At 46.4% G+C, this 21,133-nt stretch carries 16 protein-coding genes and 1 pseudogene; 2 read left to right on the top strand and 15 right to left on the bottom strand.

The genetic code is table 11. The features are described 5' to 3' along the window. The first annotated feature begins 133 nt into the window (after positions 1–133). On the top strand, positions 134–1,180 hold the full coding sequence (locus tag B9T62_RS08100) for a Gfo/Idh/MocA family protein (protein ID WP_087914787.1): 1,047 nt from the start codon (positions 134–136) through the stop codon (positions 1,178–1,180). A gap of 129 nt (positions 1,181–1,309) precedes the next feature. On the opposite strand, the gene B9T62_RS08095 is transcribed toward B9T62_RS08100, so the two are convergent. The 13 genes and pseudogenes from B9T62_RS08095 to B9T62_RS08040 form a co-directional block, all read right to left on the bottom strand. Further along, positions 1,310–1,768 carry a hypothetical protein gene (locus B9T62_RS08095; protein WP_087914786.1) on the bottom strand — a complete coding sequence of 153 codons (459 nt, stop codon included), beginning with the start codon at positions 1,766–1,768 and terminating at the stop codon, positions 1,310–1,312. Positions 1,769–1,842: 74 nt separating this feature from the next. After that, a complete protein-coding gene (locus tag B9T62_RS38835; RefSeq protein ID WP_157685512.1) occupies positions 1,843–1,983 on the bottom strand; it encodes a hypothetical protein in 141 nt (46 codons plus the stop codon). A 316-nt stretch (positions 1,984–2,299) separates the two neighbouring features. Then, positions 2,300–4,099 carry a cache domain-containing sensor histidine kinase gene (locus tag B9T62_RS08090; protein ID WP_087914785.1) on the bottom strand — a complete coding sequence of 600 codons (1,800 nt, stop codon included), beginning with the start codon at positions 4,097–4,099 and terminating at the stop codon, positions 2,300–2,302. Beyond that, positions 4,096–5,697 carry a response regulator gene (locus tag B9T62_RS08085; RefSeq protein WP_087914784.1) on the bottom strand — a complete coding sequence of 534 codons (1,602 nt, stop codon included), beginning with the start codon at positions 5,695–5,697 and terminating at the stop codon, positions 4,096–4,098. Before B9T62_RS08085 ends, B9T62_RS08090 begins: the two co-directional genes overlap by 4 nt. Positions 5,698–5,778: 81 nt before the next feature. Then, positions 5,779–6,672 (bottom strand): carbohydrate ABC transporter permease, encoded by an 894-nt coding sequence (locus B9T62_RS08080; protein ID WP_087914783.1) that lies wholly within the window; start codon positions 6,670–6,672, stop codon positions 5,779–5,781. A gap of 29 nt (positions 6,673–6,701) precedes the next feature. Next, positions 6,702–7,568, bottom strand: a complete 867-nt coding sequence (locus B9T62_RS08075; RefSeq protein WP_425436681.1) for an ABC transporter permease — start codon at positions 7,566–7,568, stop codon at positions 6,702–6,704. A 261-nt stretch (positions 7,569–7,829) separates the two neighbouring features. Beyond that, positions 7,830–9,449, bottom strand: a complete 1,620-nt coding sequence (locus B9T62_RS08070; protein ID WP_245864390.1) for a DUF3502 domain-containing protein — start codon at positions 9,447–9,449, stop codon at positions 7,830–7,832. 275 nt (positions 9,450–9,724) lie between these two features. Beyond that, a pseudogene (locus tag B9T62_RS08065) lies at positions 9,725–9,979 on the bottom strand (cellulase-like family protein); the annotation flags it as partial. Positions 9,980–10,149: 170 nt separating this feature from the next. Beyond that, the gene (locus tag B9T62_RS08060; protein WP_169834351.1) at positions 10,150–10,551 is read right to left on the bottom strand and encodes a beta-galactosidase; all 402 of its coding nucleotides are present in this window, start codon (positions 10,549–10,551) and stop codon (positions 10,150–10,152) included. Positions 10,552–10,760: 209 nt separating this feature from the next. After that, entirely contained in the window at positions 10,761–11,738 is a 978-nt protein-coding gene (locus B9T62_RS08055) for an aldose epimerase family protein (protein ID WP_087914780.1), read from the bottom strand. A gap of 5 nt (positions 11,739–11,743) precedes the next feature. Next, positions 11,744–12,163, bottom strand: coding sequence for a glycoside hydrolase family 2 TIM barrel-domain containing protein (locus tag B9T62_RS41715; protein ID WP_087914779.1), 420 nt, complete (start codon positions 12,161–12,163; stop codon positions 11,744–11,746). Positions 12,164–12,169: 6 nt separating this feature from the next. Continuing rightward, entirely contained in the window at positions 12,170–12,478 is a 309-nt protein-coding gene (locus B9T62_RS08045) for a hypothetical protein (protein WP_087914778.1), read from the bottom strand. Positions 12,479–12,719: 241 nt separating this feature from the next. Continuing rightward, a complete protein-coding gene (locus B9T62_RS08040; protein ID WP_087914777.1) occupies positions 12,720–15,899 on the bottom strand; it encodes a discoidin domain-containing protein in 3,180 nt (1,059 codons plus the stop codon). Between B9T62_RS08040 and B9T62_RS08035 the strand changes: the two genes are divergently transcribed. After that, positions 15,900–16,700, top strand: coding sequence for a helix-turn-helix domain-containing protein (locus B9T62_RS08035; RefSeq protein WP_245864389.1), 801 nt, complete (start codon positions 15,900–15,902; stop codon positions 16,698–16,700). It begins immediately after the preceding gene. A gap of 464 nt (positions 16,701–17,164) precedes the next feature. On the opposite strand, the gene B9T62_RS08030 is transcribed toward B9T62_RS08035, so the two are convergent. Further along, positions 17,165–18,265 carry an efflux RND transporter periplasmic adaptor subunit gene (locus B9T62_RS08030; protein WP_245864388.1) on the bottom strand — a complete coding sequence of 367 codons (1,101 nt, stop codon included), beginning with the start codon at positions 18,263–18,265 and terminating at the stop codon, positions 17,165–17,167. A 156-nt stretch (positions 18,266–18,421) separates the two neighbouring features. Continuing rightward, complete coding sequence (locus B9T62_RS08025; protein ID WP_087914775.1) at positions 18,422–21,028, bottom strand: hypothetical protein; 2,607 nt, start codon at positions 21,026–21,028, stop codon at positions 18,422–18,424. Positions 21,029–21,133 lie beyond the last annotated feature (105 nt).

Raw genomic sequence — 21,133 nt, 5'->3', positions numbered from 1 at the left:
TTATCCAATGAGACTATGTCTGTATTTCTACAGATGCATTATCGAAAGTATTCGTTTCGCGTCGGAATGACCAAATTAATTATTTATGTTACGCTCTACACATCACAAGTAAAAAATTGAGGTGTTTATTGCGATGAATAAACCTATACGTTTTGGGATTATCGGAAGTGGCTGGAGAGCGAATTGTTATTTGACGCTGGCTCAAAAACATCCGCAGCAATTTCAGGTTACCGGCTTATTGATCCGTAACCAGTCCAAATATCAGTATCTAATCGACAAATGGAATCTTCCAGTATACAGTTCTATAGAAAGTCTTGCTGCTGACTGCGACTTTGTGGTCTTGGCGGTTTCCAAGGACGCCGCTGTCTCTTTACTACTAGAACTGGCCGCTTTAAAAATACCGGTACTGGCCGAAACTCCCACTGCTGCAACGCTTCTTGATTATGAGACACTCCTCCCCATAGCTGATTCTCCTGCCATCCAGGTTGCAGAGCAGTATCCTCTTCATCCTCACCACCAGGCCAGAACAGCATTAATCCAAGCCGGATATCTCGGCCAGGTGTGCCATGTTCAAGCCTCTGTGGCGCATGGCTACCATGGAATCAGTCTGATCCGCAAATGGCTCTCTGTTTCTGAAATATCATGTGAAATCACAGCCCGCCGGCTGGAGGTGCCAATCATGGACTTTTCATACAGAGGTAAAGAGGCTGAAGATACCCTAAAGATGGAGCAGCAAGATATCGCTATTATGGTTTTTCCATCCGGCAAAAGCGCTGTGCTTGATTTTACACGGTCCCAATATTTCTCACCACTCCGAACCAACCGGGTACTGATCCGCGGTTCACATGGTGAAATCCGGGATAATGATATTATCCGCCGTCTGGGTACCGACGAAACAGAATATCTCCAAATGAGACGGATACAAGGAGGACAAGAGGGCAGTTTGGACAGTCTCGCACTCTATGAATTGCGTGCAGGCCAGCAATGTCTGTTCCGGAATCCCTTTCATCCTTCCCCTCTATCTGATGAAGAAATAGGTATGGCTCAATCCTTGTTAAATATGTCGGACTACTTACGGACGGGAATCTCATCCTACTCCTTGTCAGATGCTTTAACAAATGTAAGACTGTCATTAGCGATAGAAGAGGCCACTACTCTCGGGAGTGCTGTAACGTTATAGGAAAGTAATCCTGTTACATAACACAAACAGGAGTCACCGGTACCGGTGACTCCTACAGCGTATCGCTCTACTCAGGTCTAATTACAAGCTCATATACAGGGACTGCGCGAATAGAAGCAATATCTGCAATCAGTTCTTTAGCCGTCTCGTTCCACCCTGCCATCGTGGTGTTACTGTTAACGACAAATAGGGAACCTTGTCCTGGGGAACAGTCAGGATTAAGAAGCTACCGCTCATTTCACCATATAGCCCCGAACGGCCTTCCGGAACTTTATCACGGTAATAAAACTTTCTGCCATCTCCGGTAACTACAGGAGAAATCAGCGATACATCATCCCAGGCATACGTCTCCCCATTCTTCAGCGAATGGCCTTCGTACACACACAGTATTTCCTCCATGGACTCCGGGAGCAGAATACGGGTCGGTTCCGTGACCGCGATTTGCGGATGAGGCACCCACAAAAAGGAGATTGGTTGGTCGCTTAAATTGTCAGCGCGGTAATCCAGCCTTATCCGATCTGCTGAAGAAAATGAGATGGCTCTCGTGAACTGATAGGGAAGCCGTGTACTCCGGACCGAGCTGACCATTGAAATTTCTCCAATCCTGCAGTCCCATGGAAGTGACCACACCTCGCCATGATCAGGAAGGCTGATGGTCTTGTCTATTCCAAAGGAGGTACGGTTTCCAGCCGGATCTGTTCACTTTCCATCACGATAGATTTGAAGCCTTTGTAGGTACCCTCGGTTATGCTGACTGTACAAGCTTGCATCACAAAATCATGCGGTACTGCTTCACTCAACATTCTCACTCCCCAAACATACTATCTTTACTTTAACTTGGGAGAAGGCTGCCGCCAATTGACAAAACGCTTATTATAATGGACTATATTCTTGTTCAATAGAAGATTTCTATATGGAAATGCCCCTTATTGCCGGGAATGCCCTGAGGGAAGCAATTCACAAGCTACTACGCTGTCACAACTTCCAAATTCCGTTTCTGGCATGCGGAGAAATGAAGCCGATTGGACACAATTCATCCGCGGGAATGATAAAAATCCTGACAGTCACCATTTGGTGATCGTCAGGATTCATTAATATAACGATATGTTTTACAAGAATTTAGACTTTAAGCCTATTACTCTTTAATGGAATACGCATATACACACGAGTACCTTGTTTGGGAATGCTCTCGAATTTCAACCCATATGACGCTCCATAAGCAAGCTTTAATCTCTCATCAATGTTGCGGACGCCATACCCCCCACCTTTTCGTTTTCTGTTATCTCCTTTGAAGATAGCATCCAGTTCCTCAGCTTCCATACCGATTCCATCATCTGACAGCTGTACAATAAGATCATCCTGCTCAGCCCAGGCTGTCACCCGTATGATCCCTTCTTCAGGCTCTTTTTCCATAATACCGTGCAGAATCGCATTTTCCACCAATGGCTGCAGAATAATCTTCGGCATTTCGCATGTATACCATTCGCGGGTTACCTCAAGCTCAAGTCTGATCCCGCCTCCAAAACGTATATTCTGTATGCTTGTATAGGCCTCAATATGTTGAAGCTCGCTCTCTAAAGTAACGAATTCCTTGCCGTTTGACAGACTAAGCTTATAAAATGTTGCTAGCTCATCTACAACGCGTTGGATTTCACGCTCATCGGCTTCAATCGCCATGATATTAATCAGATCCAGTGTATTGTAGAGAAAATGCGGATTGATTTGCGCCTGAAGAGCTTTTAACTCATTGCTCTTCACTTCATTCCCGAGCTTGTAGGTTTCGTCAATTAACTCAGATATATTTTGCACCATGACATTGAAATTTTGTGTAAGCTCTCCGATCTCATCTCCCTTTACGGGAAGCGGAGTGATATTGAAGTTGCCATGTTTAATCTTCCGGGCATGCAGGATCAGCAGGCGAATCCGCTTGGTTGCTGTACCTGCGGTAAAATAGGCTAGGGGCAGCATCAGGGGAATGACCAGCATAAATATGGAGATGATGCGGCTTCTGGCTTTTATTGTCGATTCGGTAATATCCGAATATGGAACTACAATAGCTACCTTAAGATTCGTATTCGGAATGTCCTCCACCCCAAGGAGATGGCGCTTGCCTTCAATAAGATAATCGTCATTGTAATATCCCTCTCTTGCTGAATGCTCAGTTGTATTCTTCAATACATCCGTCACCAGTGTATCCTGGTAGTCGAAATGATCTGAACTGCTCAGCAGATCTCCCCGGTCATTAAATAGCAGTGAGGATGTATTGGGTGTCAATACCGCATGATTTAGAACAGTCTGCATCGCGCTTGATTCAATACGGGCTTGAACAATCCCTTTAAATTTCCGGCTATTGTTAACATCGAGCACTTTCCGTAATATCGCTATTTCTCCCGTACTTGCACCGGGGTCCAGCACCTTGGTGGGAAGCCAATCAAAAAAATCGTCTGTTGAGGCAAAATCACGGTACCAAACCGTTGATTTCACCTTGTTCAGTTGTAAGAAATCAGGACTTTCTGTCGCACCCGCTAATCCCTTTTCCATGTAGATTTGGATGCTGTTAATATCCTTATTGTACAGAAATTGATTAACCAGTTGGGTCAGCACAATCGCCTCATCATGCCACCTAATAATATTCTCATAGGGCGCTGAATCGGCGGCAACTCCGTTCTGAACCAGAGGGTTGAATGCTAAAAAGTTAAGCACCTCTGTCATTGCCTCAGACTTGTAAGCAACATAAGATTTAGTTTCATTCAGCATCTTGCGTGAGGAATCTATCGCCCGTTCTTCATCTTCCTTCTGCGTAAGAGTGATATGAATAATCAGAAGTAATATAAAAGGAATGGAGATGACGAGAAGGTAGGTAGCAAACAGCTTATAGCGAATGCTTAGATTGGATAACCTGCTCAACCAGATCTTCATCGCAGCATTCGCTCACGATACTCGCTGGGTGTACAACCGACGTATCTTTTGAAAAAAGTTGTAAAGTAACCTGCATCCGTAAAGCCTAGCTGCACTGTGATCTCAAATAATTTCATACTCATATCTCCCAGCAGTTCCTTTGCTTTATTTATTCTGACTTCAGTAATATACTCTTTAATGGTTTGCCCCTGCTGTTTTTTGAAATACGCGCATAAATAAGTTTCGCTAAATTGAACATGATCGGCAATCGCCTTGATTGTAAACCCGCTCTGATGAAAATTGGCATGAATATACTGGACGATTATCTGCATTTTCCGGATATTCGCATCTTTCGGTTCTCCTTGTCCGGCAGCAAACAATTCATCAATTGTATTCATTACAAACCTCTCAAGTGCATTCAGGCTGGGAATACCGTCGATTTCCTTCCACACATAACGCCTTTCCTTATCCTCCGTCTGCTCCACCAGATTCAGTTGAACGGCAGTCTCTGTAATCGCAAGCATAAATTGAAAATAAGTATCTTTCAGCCGTAGAATATCAAGATCCATACAGGCACGTGCATACCGCGTCCACTCCCTCAGTGCAACTTTTGCGGCATCAATCTCTCCTTTGCGTAAATGGTTGCGAATGCGGCGTACCTCGTCCCAATTGGTATCAATAGACTGGGAAGGTCCGATCGAATCGAAGAAAATATTGTTCTGATCATGATAATACTGAAAAGCACTGATTCGAACGGCATTATTGTAGGCTTCAGGTATTTCCATGAGCGTTTGGGCGCTGGAACCGATGCCGAGTCTTAGCTCAATAGCTTCACCTGCGATTTGACATAGCTCAGCGAATAATTCTTCAATCGTTCCACGTCCATCCCGGTAAGCGTTGCCGAAGCGTCCAGGAATAATCAGTACCAATTGATTCTGCCAATTAAACCCTGCTATTAATCGTAGAGACGGGAAATTCTGACTCCGGTTAATCATATCCAGGATGATATTCTGTTGTAGTGAGAAATCCTCGGGATGAGACAATCCTTTCCAGTAGAGATTGGCTGTGGCAACCGTGTATGGCCCCTTAAGCGGCAACAAAAATGTTTCCTGATTGTGGATCGCGGGGCCGACATTCGGCGAAGCCGGATTGGAAATCAGCTTGCGGACCATTTCCTGCCGCAGATACGGAAGGCTCCGGTCAATATCCTTTTGAACCTGCAATTCCACATTGTACTTCTTTTCCTCTTCTTGGCAGAGCAGGACGGCAGCTTTAACCGCAGAACGTACTTCTAACGGATTTACTGGCTTCTCTATATAAGTCAATGCCTTTAGATGTATAGCCGATTTCAAATACTCTTTATCCGAATACCCGCTTAAGAAGATAATTTTACCTTGCGGTGCAATCAAGCGGTATTGGTTGGCAAACTCTATGCCGTCCATTTTTGGCATCCGCACATCACAAAGTATAATCTCCGGCTTCCATTCTGTTGCATATTCAAGTGCCTTTATTCCATTATGGGCTGTCCTCACTTCATCAACTCCGATTCCCTCCCAATCGATATGACTTCGCAGCAATTCTCTTGTTCGTGTCTCGTCATCAACAATTAGTAGTTTCAAGCGGGTATCCCCCTTTACCGGTTCATGAAGTGAATATGTGCCTAGATTCTTTAGATTATACACTGAACTCTGGGGATCTCATTACCCTTTAACCGCACCGATCGTGATGCCGGACACGAAATATTTCTGCACAAAAGGGAATGCCAGAATAATTGGACCTGTAGCTATGACAGTCATCGCCAGCTTGAAGGTTTCTTTCGGTGTATCGAGATTCGCTACATGCTCTGCCATGGCCGATGATAAATTAACAGAGGATAACATTTTATAGAGCAGATACTGGAGCGGCACCATATTATTATTGTTCGTGAACATCATTGCCGTCCACCAGTCATTCCAATAAGCCAAAACCATAAATACACCAATGGAAGCAAGTGCAGGCTTGGACAACGGCAGAATCATTTGAAGATATATCCGCAAATAGCCGGCTCCATCTATTTTTGCCGATTCGATAAGCGGTTCGGGCACTGAACCCTGGATAAAACTCCGTAGAATCAAAATATACATCACATTAAACATAGGGACCAGGATCAGCACCAAATAAGTATCTGACAAATGTAAATTGCGTGAGATCCAGATGTAATAAGGTGCCAGTCCCCCGCTGAACAACGTTGTGAAGAACAAGAAAAAAGCTAGTACATTTCGGTACCTGATCTCTTTGCGGCTAATGACAAAGGCCGACATGGAAGAGATCAGCAAGGAGAGCGTCGTCCCGATAACAGTGATGATGATCGAGACTTTATAAGCGGACAATACATCTTGAGGGTAGCGGAAAATAAATTTAAAGGCGTCGAGTGAAAAGTCACGCGGCCAGAACCAGTAACCATCCTTGATTACTGAACTCTCTGTAGAGAGCGAGCCGGAGATTAAGACGATAAAAGGCAGTACGCAGACAAGAGCGATGATTAACACAATGGCATAGGAAGTAAATGCGAACCATGGTGTCGAATTTATTTTACGGTTGCTTGTAGTAGTCATTGATTACACCTCTTCTGAAATGGATAGGTTTAAAACAGGGCTTGATCTTTGTCATATCGTCTTACAAGCCAGTTCGCCGTCAAGATAATAATCAGTGTAAGAACGGACTGATACACACCAACGGAGGATGCCATTCCGAAATCCGCAGTGCCTATTAGAGAGCGGAAAGCCAGAGTATCTATAATATCAGTTGCGTCCATGAGTCTTCCGTTGTTGCCGATGAGCTGATAGAACATATCAAATTCCCCGCGCATGATCCGGCCTAACCCCAGCAGAATCAAAATGATCATTGTCGGTTTCAGAAGAGGCAGCGTAATTTTCGTTATTTTCTGGAAGCGGGTAGCTCCATCAATCGTTGCTGCTTCATATATTTCCTGATCAATACCCACTATGGCCGCCAGATAGAGAACACTGCCGTAGCCAACCCATTTCCAGACATAGAGAAACGGCAGAAGAATATACCAGTAACTGGTTTCCGAATAGATATCTAATGCCGCAATATTGAAATATTCCAGCATTTTATTGACAATACCGTATTCATAATTCAGAAAGTTATACACGAAGGCCGAAACAGTAACCCACGAGATAAAGTAGGGTAGAAACATTAACGTTTGGGAGAGTTTCTTAAACCACTTCTTTTGAATTTCAGATAAAAAAATAGCTGCTCCCAATGAAAAGCATGTATATGCAGTCAGGAAGATCACATTATAAACAACTGTATTGCGGGTAACGAGCCAGGCTTTGCCGGACGAGAAAAAATAATCAAAGTTCTCAAACCCTACCCACGGGCTAGAAAATAATCCACCCTTTAACGTATAAGACTGAAAGGCCATTACAATCCCGCCCATAGGGATATATGAGAAGATAACATAGTAAATCGCAATTGGCACAAACATTAAATAGAGTACACGGTTCTGCTTCAAATCCAAAAGCAGATTTCCTTTTTTAAATTTTTTCCTTTGTTTCAGCCCGGCTGGAACATCAGTTTTGATCTGCATTTACTCTCCATCACCTTTCGATATGCTCTATGATTTATGTGTTAAGTCTACCGCTATCTCAACCTCAAAAGTACCGGACAGTCTTATGATTAGCTTTGATTTCTTAAGGTATCTGTAAATGAAAAGCCGCCCCATGGGAGCGGCCGTTTAAGGGGATTTTTATTGTCTGTTTTTCAAAAACTCAGCGGCTTGAGCTTCAACTTCTGCTTTTACTTTGTCAATTCCGGCTGCTTTCATTTTGGATTCCAGAGTTTCAAAAGCTTTATTTACATCTTTGACTCCACCGATAACTATCGGTTGATAGTATTGCGAAGATACAGTCTTCAGGTTTGCCATTTCGGATTTAACCTTCTCTGTATTAAAGGTAAATCCTAGATAGGTTGGTGGAGCAAGATAATTCTTAACCTTGCTTTGTAACTCAATATAAGATTCTGGCCAGGTTACACTCGGTTTGCCAAAATCCTTATCTACAAACCAGAAACCAGATGCATCCGGCGGATAGCTGTTATTCTCTGCATTGACTCCTTCTGGTAGTCCCAACTTACCATCAGCCGTAGTTATATAATTCTTCCCTTCAATACCGTAATACGCCAGGTTAACGTAAGACTCATCTTCCATTAACAAATCAAGTGCCTGCAGCGTACGTTCAGGATTAGCAGAGTTGGCGGCAATGGCCACCCCGTTGTTCAACCAGCTATTAGATGGGGATTTCCCTGTAGGACTAAGGGTCGGCATAATGTATGTTTCTATACCTTTATTCTGAGCAGATGTTACCATGGATGAAATGCTCAGGGAGTTGCCGAAGGCTACTCCTGCTTTCCCCTCAAGAAAGTTATCCGCCGATTTCACTTTATTGGCGAATGGATTTTTGTTGACATAACCGGCATCATACCACTGCTTCATGATTCCGGCGGCATATTTAAAGGAGCTCAGTACCGGTTCATCCGTAAGACTCAAAATTCTACCTGCAGGATCCTCTGAGTCGGTGTAAGTACCAACTTCGGATGGATTATTGGAATCAATAGGCGCACTTGTAAATGCAAACTTCTCATTAACGAGAGCATTAAATGGTTGAGCCAGATCATATTGTGAATCCAGATTCAGTGGGGTCATTTCAGGATGATTCTTTTTAAGTTCAGCAAAATAGGGTCCCAGTTCGGAAAGATTGGTTGGATTCTCCAGTCCGCTTCTATCCAGGATGTCTTTTCGAAGTACAACTATGCCTACTTTCCGGTCTGGGGTAGTCGTCGGAATCATATACTGCTTCCCGTTAACAATAGTAGCCTTGTATGCTGCAGGATCTTGTTTGGCGAAGTATTTCGGCATGTAGGTCTGGAGCATATTCTCATTAAGTGGCATGAAAGATCCCTTGTTGGCTTCCGAAATATAATAATTCCAGTCGGCTGCAAAGATGAAATCCACATCCTGACCAGAAGCGAGCACTAACGGATATTTGGAAGCCACATCTCCCCAGCCAATATAGTTGATTTCAAGGGTAGCGTTAATGTCTTTCTTGAGTTTCTCATTGATTGCGGCCAAGACTTCAGGCAAACCTTTTGGTGCTTCACCAATCAGGAATCCAGTAAGCTTGACCTCCTTGGAGTTGTCCGGTCTATCAGCATTTGTTGCTGCCGATGCCGATGAATGGGTTGCCGCCAGATCTGACGTTTCACTTGCCGAGTTGTTCGTATTGTTGTTGCCACCACATCCGGAAAGAGTGAGCGCGAACATTAAAGCGATTACAAGAGACGAAACTGTGTTTTTCTTTAACCTTTTCACTTTGAAACCTCCCTTTATATTCTTAATTCTCCTTACAATTTAATTTTAGTGATTCCTGCTTTGGGAGGGTACCAGTCAAAGTTACGATAGACTTAGAATTCCTAACATTACACAGTCAGTTTGAGTAGTAAACATCGCTTTTACCTATTATTCTGCTTCAAGAATAAACCGGTTCCATTTCTGCTGCCACGCGATATCGTTCCAGAACGGATGATGCGGTGCACAGTTGGAGCAAAGCGTCATTCCCCAGAATCCAAGTGACATGCCTTTTCGCAGTCCAGCAAATGCGCATGTCCGTCCAGCTCGGCTCCGCCGCGGCAGTTGTACCAGCGTGTCCGCTGCCCGACAGCTCCCAGGCTGCCGAAATGTTAAGGGCCTGGCCGTTTGCCTTCCGCAGTGAACAATAAGAAAGGCATCGCACAGATTCGAATCGTATTGTACCCTCTATCCACCGCTTCCTTAAATCTTGCAGCAAGATCACTGTAAGGCTCACCGGGCAAGGTCATCGTATACCAGGAGAAATCCCACATGGTGATAGTCAGTTTACGCGGCAAATTATTATAATCCGTTGATTCGAGCTTTATCTCAAGCCTGATACAAGCAAATTGGCGTTCGTGAATAGGACGCGCTGCTTACCAAGGATGTCCGCCTTCCATAACCCGAATCCCTCCCCATCCTGTACATGTATAGATGGGCGTATCTATACATGTCTGGTCGCCATGTTCCTTAGCCGCAGCATATCTTCATTACCGTTACTGCCGCCATTAAGCCACATATTGTTGATGCCAGTTGTCTGGCCCCACTGTGCCGAGAGATGGTTATGTTCATTCTCAATTTGGGTGCCGATGATTGGGCCTCCCTCTTTATACAGTAAGCCTTGGGATCTGTAGGCCAATTTCTGTGTCCAGCCTCCGCACATACGCCAGATAACCTTCATCATTGGAGCGAATCTCAAACGGACGGCCGAATAGCCACTCCGCATGCCGCCGTTGCGGATCTCAGCATGACAGAAAGGTCCACTGCGGATCATGATGACATACAGACTCTGCCAGATCACACAGCTGAATGAATTTGCGTAAGTCTTTATTTCCTTCCCATTCAAACACTCCGACTTCGACTTCCTCATGCAGGTTCCAAAAATATTTCCCAGTACCGTTCATCGTAACCGGAAAAATGGAGTTCACCGTACACGCCAAAAAACGGCTCACTGTTCTTCTCCATATAATAGTTCGTAAAACTAATCCGCTCGCCGGAAGCGTTAACGACGCCAAGTTTAATAATGACCTGCAAATATATTCTTTTGGTCCTCACTTACAACGATACGATATTCTTCATATAGGTCGCGCGCTCCTCAATCCCCAGATTGTTGATTCCAGCGCCTATAAACAGCTCTAAATGCCATGAAAAAGATGATTGTGCAGCTATCACTTGTGCCGTCCCATTGCCGACTGCTATTTCTAACGAATCATAATAGCCGATACTTGGTTCGAGTGCACAAGTGACCCGGTCATTAAACATACCTTCGTCCACCCAAACTCCTAAATAGGGAACCTTGTCTGCCGGAACGGATAGGATTAAGAAGTTCCCGCTCTTTTCTTCGTATAGCCCGGAGCATCCTACCGGAACTTGATAACGATAATAAAATTTTCTGCCATCCCCGGTAACCTCAGAAGAAATCAGTGATACCTCATCCCAGTCATACGACTCTCCACCCTTCAACGAATTGCCTTCGTATACACACTGCATGTCCTCCATAAACTCAGGGAGAAGAATGCGGGTCGGTTCCGTAATTGCGAACTGCGGATGGGGCACCCACAAAAAGGGGATGGGCTGGTCACTCAAATTGTCAGCGCGGTAATCCAGTCTTATCCGATCTGCTGAAGGAAATGAGATTTCTCTCGTGAACTGATAGGGAAGCCGTGGACTTCGCACCGAACTGACCATTGAATCCCCTCCGATTCTGCAGTCCCATGGAAGTGACCATAGCTCACCATGATCTGGAAGGATCACGCTTCTATCTATTCCTGAAGAACAGCTATTGATCGTCGGAAAACATTCATCCCAGCCGCTCATATCCCAATCTGAGAAAGTAGAGCCGTACTCCGGCTGCAGCATAGGACGGTCACCAGAGTCCAGCATCCACTCCTTACCTGCAGGCTTATAAAGGATAGAGACCAGCTTACCGCCGATTTCCGGTACGGTTTCCAGACGAATCTGTTCACTCTCCATCACGATAGACTTAAAGCCTTTATAGGTTCCCTTGGTTATGTCCGTTACTACTTCTCTCAATATCCTCACTCCCTAAACACACTATCATTACTATCATTAATCCACTTCGTCCGACTCTCACATACGGGTATCCAAACTGCCTGCCGATGTGTAGTATAGGTGATAAGTCTGCTGTTATCTAGCTCGCGGACACGATCGGTAAGCAGCTTTGTGAACCCAAGACCTTCTGACGTATTTGTATCACATTCATTATGAACGGACCAGAATAGCACACTAGGATGATTGAAGTTATACGAGATCATTTCCTCCAGCATGTGCATGGCACGCTCGTGGACTAGCGGATCTGTCATATGCTGGACATGATCAAAGCAGGATCTCACTCCAGAACACAATGCCCGCTCGTCAAGCAGGTCAAGCCAATATGCACTTTGTGGATAATTGGACCCTCTAATGCTATTGCAGCGCAATTCTTCGATAATATCCAAATTTTTTTATCCATCCAGCGTCGGATCCTCATGCTCCCACAGACGCAGATTTCTCCAAGCCTGCCGGACATGCACCTGTAGATACTCCTGCTTTTCTGGCCAAGCCTCTTCTACCGTATACACAATTTCACTATTCAGCGAATTCGTAACAGGTGAATTCCGACCAGCGCCTGCGAGTTTGCGAAGAAGACGCCCGGAAATGTCAGCATCCGATTGTTCCTGAACTCCGCGATTATGTGCGTCCACAGCAAAATCCCAGTACCCGTCCACTAGCATGCTCTCTCGTTTAACATGTTGCGGAAACATGCGAATCATGAAATATCCCCTCCCTGAACATATTATCTTTACCATACCTTGGGGAAAGGCATTCGCCAATTGACAAAACACTTAACATAATGAATTAAATTCTTATTTATAACAAAGACTCGCAAATTATAGAAGCATTCCAAACGGGTGAAGGATCATTTATATGCATAGCTACCAAGACCGTGAACTTTCATTTCCCATACACCCGGAGAGAGGACCACTATATTACACATTCCTCACAGCCGTTAAGTTACTTCCCATATACCTCAAAATGATAATGTCCAGCCTTCTGTGAAGCCGGCAATCCATTATAGACAATCCGGACGTATCTCGCAGTTACGTTGAAGCGGTCCGTTCGGATTTGCTCCGTTGACGTTTGACCTGTCTGATTGACCATGACTTTCCATTCGTGGCCGTCACTGGATACTTGAATGACATATAAAAAATTGCCTGGTTGATGAAACTTCACCCTGGTGCCGCTAATTATCCTGTCCTTTCCCAAATCCACCTGCCACCAATGGCCGGCGACCTCGTCGGCTGCAAGCCACTTCGTATGCTCAATCCCGTCGTTTCCTTTGGAAGGCGAATGTTCGGCTTCCAGGCTGCTATCGCTTAGTGCCTCCTTGCCGATGGCCAGTTCACCTCCTGTGAGCACAGGCCAACCATCCGGTTGCCCTGTCGTACGGCTGTTCAATAATTCCCGAAGCGTTTCGATCTGGATTGAAGCATTAGGACGGAATGCATCACTGCGCATATAACCGGTCAAGCTCTGTCGTAGTGCTAATGCGGCTGGACGATCCGCCAAATCCTGCTGGATATCAATGCCGCAGACGAGAAGTCTGCCTTGACCAACGCGGTATTCAAACAAATTGGACATCTTCCGGTTATGGTAGAAGTTCGGTATCACCTGCACGATAGGATCGAAAGGATCATCTCCTGTAAAGACAACCGACACGGACCGGTCCAATAGATCTTGCCAAGGATACTCCGCGTAATCGAGTGTCGGGAATACTTGGAACGCCGGATGTTCATGCCGGACGACAATGCCGCATGGATTCTCGCTGGAGAAATGAACCGAGCTCCAAAATACAGGATAAAATTTCCCGGGCGCTGATCGGATCAAATTCGCACTTGCAGCCAGGAACAACACGCGGTCCCCCGCCTGCAGCCTGCGTTCCGTCTCTTCGTCGAATACATCCGTCACATGAATGGACGAATCTGAAATTTCAGTTGCTGCCGAATCCACAGCATATACCCAAATCGGCCATTCATTCCGGATGCCGATGCAAGGTATGGCCAACGAAACGATCAGCCGGGCGTTCCGGTCAAATTCCTTGAGCGCATCCGTCTCAAATTCACCGATCGGCAACCCGGAACCGCAGGGCAGCACCCCCGTTCGCATGATACCGCTACCGAGCACACGGCCGGATTCTTCTGCCAGTGTCCACTCTACATCAGATGCCGGCAGTCCGGAACTCCCGAAATGCGCGATATCCACGCTGGCCCGGAACGTTTCACCGCTGATGTAAATCCGTTTCGGCATGCGGAGCAAAAGCACGGTCGGTGCGCAAAATTGTCTGAATGCCTCCGGCTCAACCAATCCTTTCGATTCCCAGAACGCGTTCAGTATGCCGACAGTTGCCGTGCTTTGACCCGGGAAATCGTGAAGATCGAGTAATTGAAAGCCGCCTAAACCTGGCGTTCGTAGCGCAGCTTCGATTTCATCCCGGTACAGCTGCAGCGCCAGCATCCCCGATCCGCGGACGAATTTCCGGATGTCACCGAGCATCCCTTTCTGCAGAAGATCCTCCTTGATTGCTTCCAGATTCACCGGGCGAAGTACGCCGCTGTAGCTTTCAATCTCGTCTACGTCGGGATAGACCGTATACTGTCCGACCTCGTGCGTGATCAAGGGTACGGGGCTCTTGGCGATAGCGGAGCGGAAATCCAGCGTTGTGGCAGCAGCCAGCTCTTCGGGGAAATACTGTCCTCTCGCACCCGTACCATCAACTGTCTGTGCGCAGAACAAGTCGTCCGCCGGGTCTAGCGGCCGATCCCAATTCGTCGTTAAAGTATACAGTCTTCCCTCATCCGAAGCCTTAAGGTCAGCGGCGATTTGATGAAGAAGATTGAAATCTCCATTCAACTCGTTGCCGTTGCTAAAAATGCAGAAAGACGGATGACTTCCATACGCGGCAACGATTCTGCGGGCTTCTTCCGGCAAATAAGCATAATGCTCAGGGTGAGCACCCACAGGCATATTCCAGGTATCCATCCATACCGGACCTTCCGCTTGCACGTAAATGCCGAGTCTGTCAGCAGCATCGAATGCAGCTTCTGGCGGACACCAGGAGTGAAAACGGATATGGTTTAGACCGTAATCCTTGGCGATTTGAAACAATCTGGTCCAGGGCGCCTGATCCATCGGGGGATGGCCGGTGAGCGGAAAAATGCAGCATTCCAGCGTCCCACGCAGCAAGGTATTCCGGCCGTTGATTTGTATTTGATTGCCCACACTTCGGATGGAGCGCAAGCCAAACGGATAGCTTTGCTCAGTCTCCAGCCACTCTCCTCCGATGTTAATACGTGCATGGAGCTGTAACTCGTACACATGAGGCTCGAATTCGTCCCACAGCCGCGCATCCGCTCCTAAATCATAATCAAGACGGAACGCTTCGTCCGTCCTGGCGGGAATGCGGAATTCGAACTCGCGGGGAGAGACGCGATGCGGACGTGAACCGCTTTTCGTAATAGCAACAACCTCGACCATCGCCAATGCATCTTCATTCAACTCATTTGTCCATGTTCCAGTTATAGTCATCCGCCTGTTGTCCGCGTCCGGATACAGCCGTAACTCGGCCATTCTGACAGCTTCCGAAGCCCAGAGCTCCAGCTTGCCGATCATACCGTTCCAGATCGTCTGCGTCTCATCCGTATATGCACTCGGATAAGCACCCAAACGATGGATATCGCGGTTATCAATCCGTACGGTAATCCTATTAACGCTTCCAGTCACAATAAGCGACGTCACATCGAATTGATGGGGAACAGACAAGCTGTCTTGCCGTCCCGCATACTTGCCGTTCACCCATAAGGCAGATTCGAACATGACACGCTCAAAATAGAAGTTCAGTTGTTTAGCCGCCCAACCGGCGGGCACTATGACTTCACATTCATACCAGGCGGCACCGATATATCGATGCCTCTGCCGAAGGGAACGAACCGCTTCCCGGCTCAATCCTTCCTCCCATTGCTCGCTCTCCCCAATGCCGTTACCGGATAAAGTTCCAGGAAGCTGCACGCTGCCCTGCTGCACGGCCTGTATACCTTCATACCATTTCCCCTGCTCGCCTGCATCTTGAGGGTCGAGGGCAAACCGCCACATTCCGTCTAAAATAACTACCGAATGATCCTGCTGAATTGTATACATATGTCCGACTCCTTCACGAAAGACTGGCTCGTTATGTACACGATCGCAGGACAGGGTTATGTCAATAATGGGGATGAAAGTGAGCTCTTGTGCACACAAGGTACGATAACTATCATCTCTCCTGGAGTTAGACAGGACTACTATACCGTCGAAGGAAGCGTATGGGAGAAGTTCTGGGCGCATTTCATTCCGCGAATCACATGGATGGATTGGATTCCTGCCAGTAATACCGTGGGGCCAATCTATCATCACTTGATTGAAGACGAGAACACCCGGCAAGCGATTGAGTCTGCATTCCGCCGCGTGCTGTCCTACAAGTTCTCTAACACTTCCCTTCAAGATGAACTCACAATGAATGCATTAGAGGAAATTGTGCTGCTCGTCGCCGGGATGCATAAGGTGAAAAAGACGGTGGACCCTAGAATCAAGGAAATTCTCGGTTTTCTGGCCAAGCACTATGCGGAGGATCATCATATTGAAGATCTCGCCCACAAGGTTTGCTTGTCACCGTCGCGACTATCGCACTTGTTCAAAGAGCAGGTCGGCGACTCCATAATCGAGACGCTTACGAAATACAGGCTGAAGCAAGCGGAGAATCTCCTGCAGTATACGTTACGTTCGATCACTGACATCGCACTGGGCGTCGGATTCAGTTCTCCTGATTATTTCGGGAGGCAATTCGCAAGCTTCTACGGCGTCACTCCTTCCAAATTCCGAAACCTGCATACGGAGAAACGAAGTGAAGCCGATCAGACACCCTTCTCAGCGAATGATAAAAAGCCCGACAGTCGCCATGGGTGATCGTCAGGCTTCATTATAATCATCTGCATTTCCCGGATATTCGCTTCTTTCGGCTCTCCTTGTCCGGCAGCAAACAATTCATCAATCGTATTCATTACAAACCTCTCACTGATTCACACGACATTGTTGTAGGCTTCAGGTATTTCCATGAACGTTTGGGCGCTGGAATCGATGCCGAGTCTACAATCGGTACAAACATTAAATAGATTACACGGTTTGCTTCAAATCCAATAACAGACTTCTTCCCCAAAAACATGATGAAATTAGAGATGCATGCGAAATCGTAGCCCGCCGAATTCAGGTTCCAATCATGGATTTCTCACACCGGGGCGAACAAGGGAAGAATACCACGACAAATGAGCAGCAGGATATTGCAATAATGACTTTCCCTTCAGGTAAAAGCGGGGGCTCGATCCTCCACTGTCAATTAAGCTCTATAAAGTCTTCTCTGACTTAAGGATCATCTACTGAAGAACTACAGTGTCTCCAGCCTTTAGTCCAGACAGCACTTCAACCTTATCAGTTGTTTCCAATCCAATTTTTATTTCTTTTCGTTCTATTTTTCCGTTACCTTTATCCAGCATAACATAAGAAAGGTCTCCTTCATGAATAACAGCAATATTGGAAAGCACAGTGACATTTTCTTTACGTATGGTCTCAATTTCGCCGTTCAAGCTAAGACCACCGATCAAAAGCTCATTCGACTCGAGCGAAATAACTACTTCGAACTGAGGAGGTTGAGTAGAAGCAGTTTCTTTACTTGATGTAGCTGTTGCGAATTTTGAAATTTTTTCCACTATACCAGACAACTTAGCATCCTTGGACGCTGTCATTTTGACAGTAACCTTCATGCCAGCTTTAATACGGAATAATTCCTGTTCCCCCACAAGAGCTATAAACTCCAGTTTATTTAAATTCACAATTTTTCCAATATACTGGTTATCCGTAACTAATTGTGGGGGCTCACTATTACTCTCGAACAAGAAAATCCCAGAAGAAGGGGCCTGAAAAATCGCCGATTGGATCTTTTTCTTCTTCTCTGCTATCTCCCGCGCTTGAACATCTGCATTCACCTTATTTAGGTCTTCGCTAATTCGTCCTGTCTCCTGTGCAGCCAAACTCTTTAGCCGTTCTGCTTCGGATACACCAACTGTGATCGTCTCTTCATTCTGCTGGCTAACAAATGAATTTAGTTCAGCTTCCAGCTTTGCCTTGCGTATAGTCGCCTCTTGGGTTGCGATTTCATTCTTGAGTGTGCTGGTATCAAGGGTATACAGCAGATCCCCCTTCTTCACTTGATCACCGTTCTTTACTTTCCAGTTTGTCACCTTGGAGGCAAACGGAGCGTACACAAGGGTCTCGTGCTCATATTTGGATGTCCCTTTAACTTGTAAGGATTGAGTAATCGTTTCTTGAGTGACCGGAAAAGTAATGACCTCCATCGGTACTTCGCTCACTACTTCCTCCGCCTTGTTAAAAACCTTTGCATACAACAAGTAACCTGCGGCAGCGATGATGGCTATGATAATAACCCACTTTATTATTCTCTTTATGGTACTCTTCATCACTTTGGCTTCCTTTCAACTAAAAGTGGATAATTATATTTAATGGTGATACGCGCATTAGTTCTTTATGCATTAATCATCACCATTCTTAGGCGTGGAAGCTCTATTCTCCACGCGCAGCAAGGTACTTCTCATTTGTTTACTTATATAATGGAATCACTTTTTATCGTCTGGCGGAATCACCCGATCAATCGTCATGTTATACACCTGGCTGGCCAACTCAATCCGTTCACCCTGGAACTCATCGTACAAGGTAAGCTTGTAGGTTCCTCCTGTAATGGATTTATAGATGTGGTTGGTGAAGGAAGCCGCATAAGTGTTGTTAGTCCCTTCTGTCAGTTCTGTTCCAATGTTAAGACTTCGCTCCTGGGATTGGCCGAACGGATCAGTCATCTTGAGCACCAGCTTATGGCTGAAGGTGCCCATATCGTAGCTGCTGTCACGGGTCAAATTGTAATTCATGGTGACATTAATGGAGTCGCTGCCTATCTGCGTGCGTCCCTCCGATCGGGTCACGGCCAAGGTATATGGATATAAGGCAACCTTTAGCAGATTAGTATCAGCTACATTCACCTGTGGATTCAGCTGCAGCGCGGCAATGTTAATGAAGCCCGTCGGCTCCTGTCCAACCTCCGTCAGCTTGGTTCCGGTAATGCCCGGACCCATATACAGCTGAAGATCCGTGATGCTGACCGATCGGGGCAGCTTCGCCCAGAAGGTGATCAGCTGTTTGCCTCCCGGTGCCGCAGACGTTTCGGGCTGATTCGATACAGCTTCATAGAACTCCCCGTCGGATGTTCTGTAATAAGCCTGTATACGGGCCATCTTGCTCTGTCTCTTCTCCTCGCTGGTAAGCAGCATTTCGGAGTAGAGCACCTTGGAATTCACGCCTTCATAGACGGCGGTCTTGTTCTCCAGGACCTTCGCATTCTTCCCTTTGCCCACCACGGAATAGCTCCCGCCCGTCTTCACTGTCTCCACGGCATTCATTACGCTGTCCGTTGTGAAGCTAAGGAAGGGTACGTTCTCTTCCTTCACTACAGAATACAGGTTTAACTTCAGATTGTTATATTCCTCTGTATAGGGCACCTTGGCCAGCACATCGATCTCCACAGTAGCTCCGGGTGCAATCGTTGTGGTGTCCTTGTCCACGAACAGCTCTGTGCCTGCGGTATAATCATCATTGTCCAGCTTGATGGCTCCTTTTAGCGCCGGCAGGGTCAAGCTGTCCTTCTGCGTGTTGGTCAGGCTCAGTCTGGCGACCAAGATGTCATCATCTTTCCAGGGCAGACGCTGCAGGGAATGCAGGTTGTAGGAGAAGCTGCCATACTGGTTGGTCATGCTGTAAACTTGCCCTTTCTGGGCCTCGGTTTTGAGGGCCAAAGGCATGGTGAAATAGGCAACAGGAACCCTAAGCGTGGCTGTAGATGTTGGTACAGTGGTTGGTGCAGACGCTTCTCCACCTGCTTTGCCACCCGCTCCTCCCCCCACTTCCACAGCGTCAGGTGCTGCCGAGACAGCTTCAATCATCTGCAGCTGCAGCGAGCTCTGATCCACCTCCAGTGGAACCTCTGCGGTTAGCTGGACGACCTTCTCCTCCAGCGGCTTCACCACGATACCGTTCAAGGCCTTGGCATTCACCGGAAACGTGGTCCCTGTGGCCGTCTTCACCGCCAGTTCGTAAGTAGGCAGGGTAACCGCCTTCTTGCCGGAATTCTTAACCTTAAGCTGTAAAGACCACTTGGCGACACTATCTTCCGAAAACACGTTGGCATTGGCCAGCCGGAATTGCAGCGTATTGCTGTTGATGCTGATTTTGCGGACGCCATCCGGACCTACGACAAGATTTGGAATTTTGGCTGCAGGCAGCATAAAGGAATGCTTGGCCATTTCCAGCTTCAGGGTGGGGTCGGTTTGTGTAAATTGCAGCTTCATATTCTCTGTCTTCAAATAAGAGGGGATTTCAGTCAGGTAATAGATGATCTTCTTCTCCTGTGGCTGAATCTTATATCCGCTCTGGGCACTGTCCAGCGCCAGCTCGAAGTAACTGCCGCCTGCGGATTGCAGATAAGCGGCATACCCCGGATCGCTAAGCACCTTGTTGCCACGGTTGGTGAAGCTGACACCGACTTTGGCGAATACCTTGCCACCATATTTGTAGATCTGCAGAGATTCAGAAGCTACAGCCACAGGAATGTTATTAATGAAGCTGTTCTGACTTTGTCCGCTGGCTGCAGTCGGAGAATAATCAGCTGGAATACTGAGGGCCCCCGAATATCTCAGGTAGCCCTTGGTTTGGGGATCCCATACATACATTGAGATTTTAAGACTCTTTAGTGAGTTGATTTTGCCAATGTTCACATAATAGGTCACACGTTCGGTTTGTTTGGAAACTACCTTGCTCTTAAGCGCATCGGCGGTAACCGGTTGTCCTGGGATGATTGAGCCTCCGGATGTAACCACTCGCGAAAAATAATGAATTAGATTAGCAGGGCTTTTGCCCGAGTTGGAATAGTTAAGAGTGTAGGTCAGAATATTCCCACTTGCCTGAGGCCAGATATTAACATCCTCTACGGTAGCTTTGACATTCGCATCCACCATGATGGCTCCCAGATTCTTTGCTGTAGCGTTTGCCACTGCAGACATTTTAGAACCGGCACTGCCCACTGTTGCGGGATCTGCCAAGACAGTATATCCAGATAGTTGGCTGATAAGAAAAGTGCTTAACAACAGAGCAGCATATTTACTTCTATCCAATCTCATGGTTTCCTCCTAAAAAATCTATACAAAATTTAATACTATATATAACTGAGCAAAACGGATGGAAAATTATTCCTAACGTATGATAGTAAAACAGATAGCCAATTT

The organism is Paenibacillus donghaensis (assembly GCF_002192415.1).
Taxonomy (GTDB): domain Bacteria; phylum Bacillota; class Bacilli; order Paenibacillales; family Paenibacillaceae; genus Paenibacillus_AQ; species Paenibacillus_AQ donghaensis.
Note: the sequence above shows the minus strand (reverse complement) of the source record. Positions and strands in the feature narration are given on the sequence as shown.

Coding starts and splice junctions, on each gene's coding strand:
- B9T62_RS08100 (WP_087914787.1), top strand. CDS start 134: ATGAATAAACCTATACGTTTTGGGATTATCGGAAGTGGCTGGAGAGCG.
- B9T62_RS08095 (WP_087914786.1), bottom strand. CDS start 1,768: ATGGTCAGCTCGGTCCGGAGTACACGGCTTCCCTATCAGTTCACGAGA.
- B9T62_RS38835 (WP_157685512.1), bottom strand. CDS start 1,983: ATGTTGAGTGAAGCAGTACCGCATGATTTTGTGATGCAAGCTTGTACA.
- B9T62_RS08090 (WP_087914785.1), bottom strand. CDS start 4,099: ATGAAGATCTGGTTGAGCAGGTTATCCAATCTAAGCATTCGCTATAAG.
- B9T62_RS08080 (WP_087914783.1), bottom strand. CDS start 6,672: ATGACTACTACAAGCAACCGTAAAATAAATTCGACACCATGGTTCGCA.
- B9T62_RS08075 (WP_425436681.1), bottom strand. CDS start 7,568: ATGTTTGTGCCAATTGCGATTTACTATGTTATCTTCTCATATATCCCT.
- B9T62_RS08045 (WP_087914778.1), bottom strand. CDS start 12,478: ATGATTCGCATGTTTCCGCAACATGTTAAACGAGAGAGCATGCTAGTG.
- B9T62_RS08040 (WP_087914777.1), bottom strand. CDS start 15,899: ATGTATACAATTCAGCAGGATCATTCGGTAGTTATTTTAGACGGAATG.
- B9T62_RS08035 (WP_245864389.1), top strand. CDS start 15,900: ATGTCCGACTCCTTCACGAAAGACTGGCTCGTTATGTACACGATCGCA.
- B9T62_RS08030 (WP_245864388.1), bottom strand. CDS start 18,265: ATGAAGAGTACCATAAAGAGAATAATAAAGTGGGTTATTATCATAGCC.
- B9T62_RS08025 (WP_087914775.1), bottom strand. CDS start 21,028: ATGAGATTGGATAGAAGTAAATATGCTGCTCTGTTGTTAAGCACTTTT.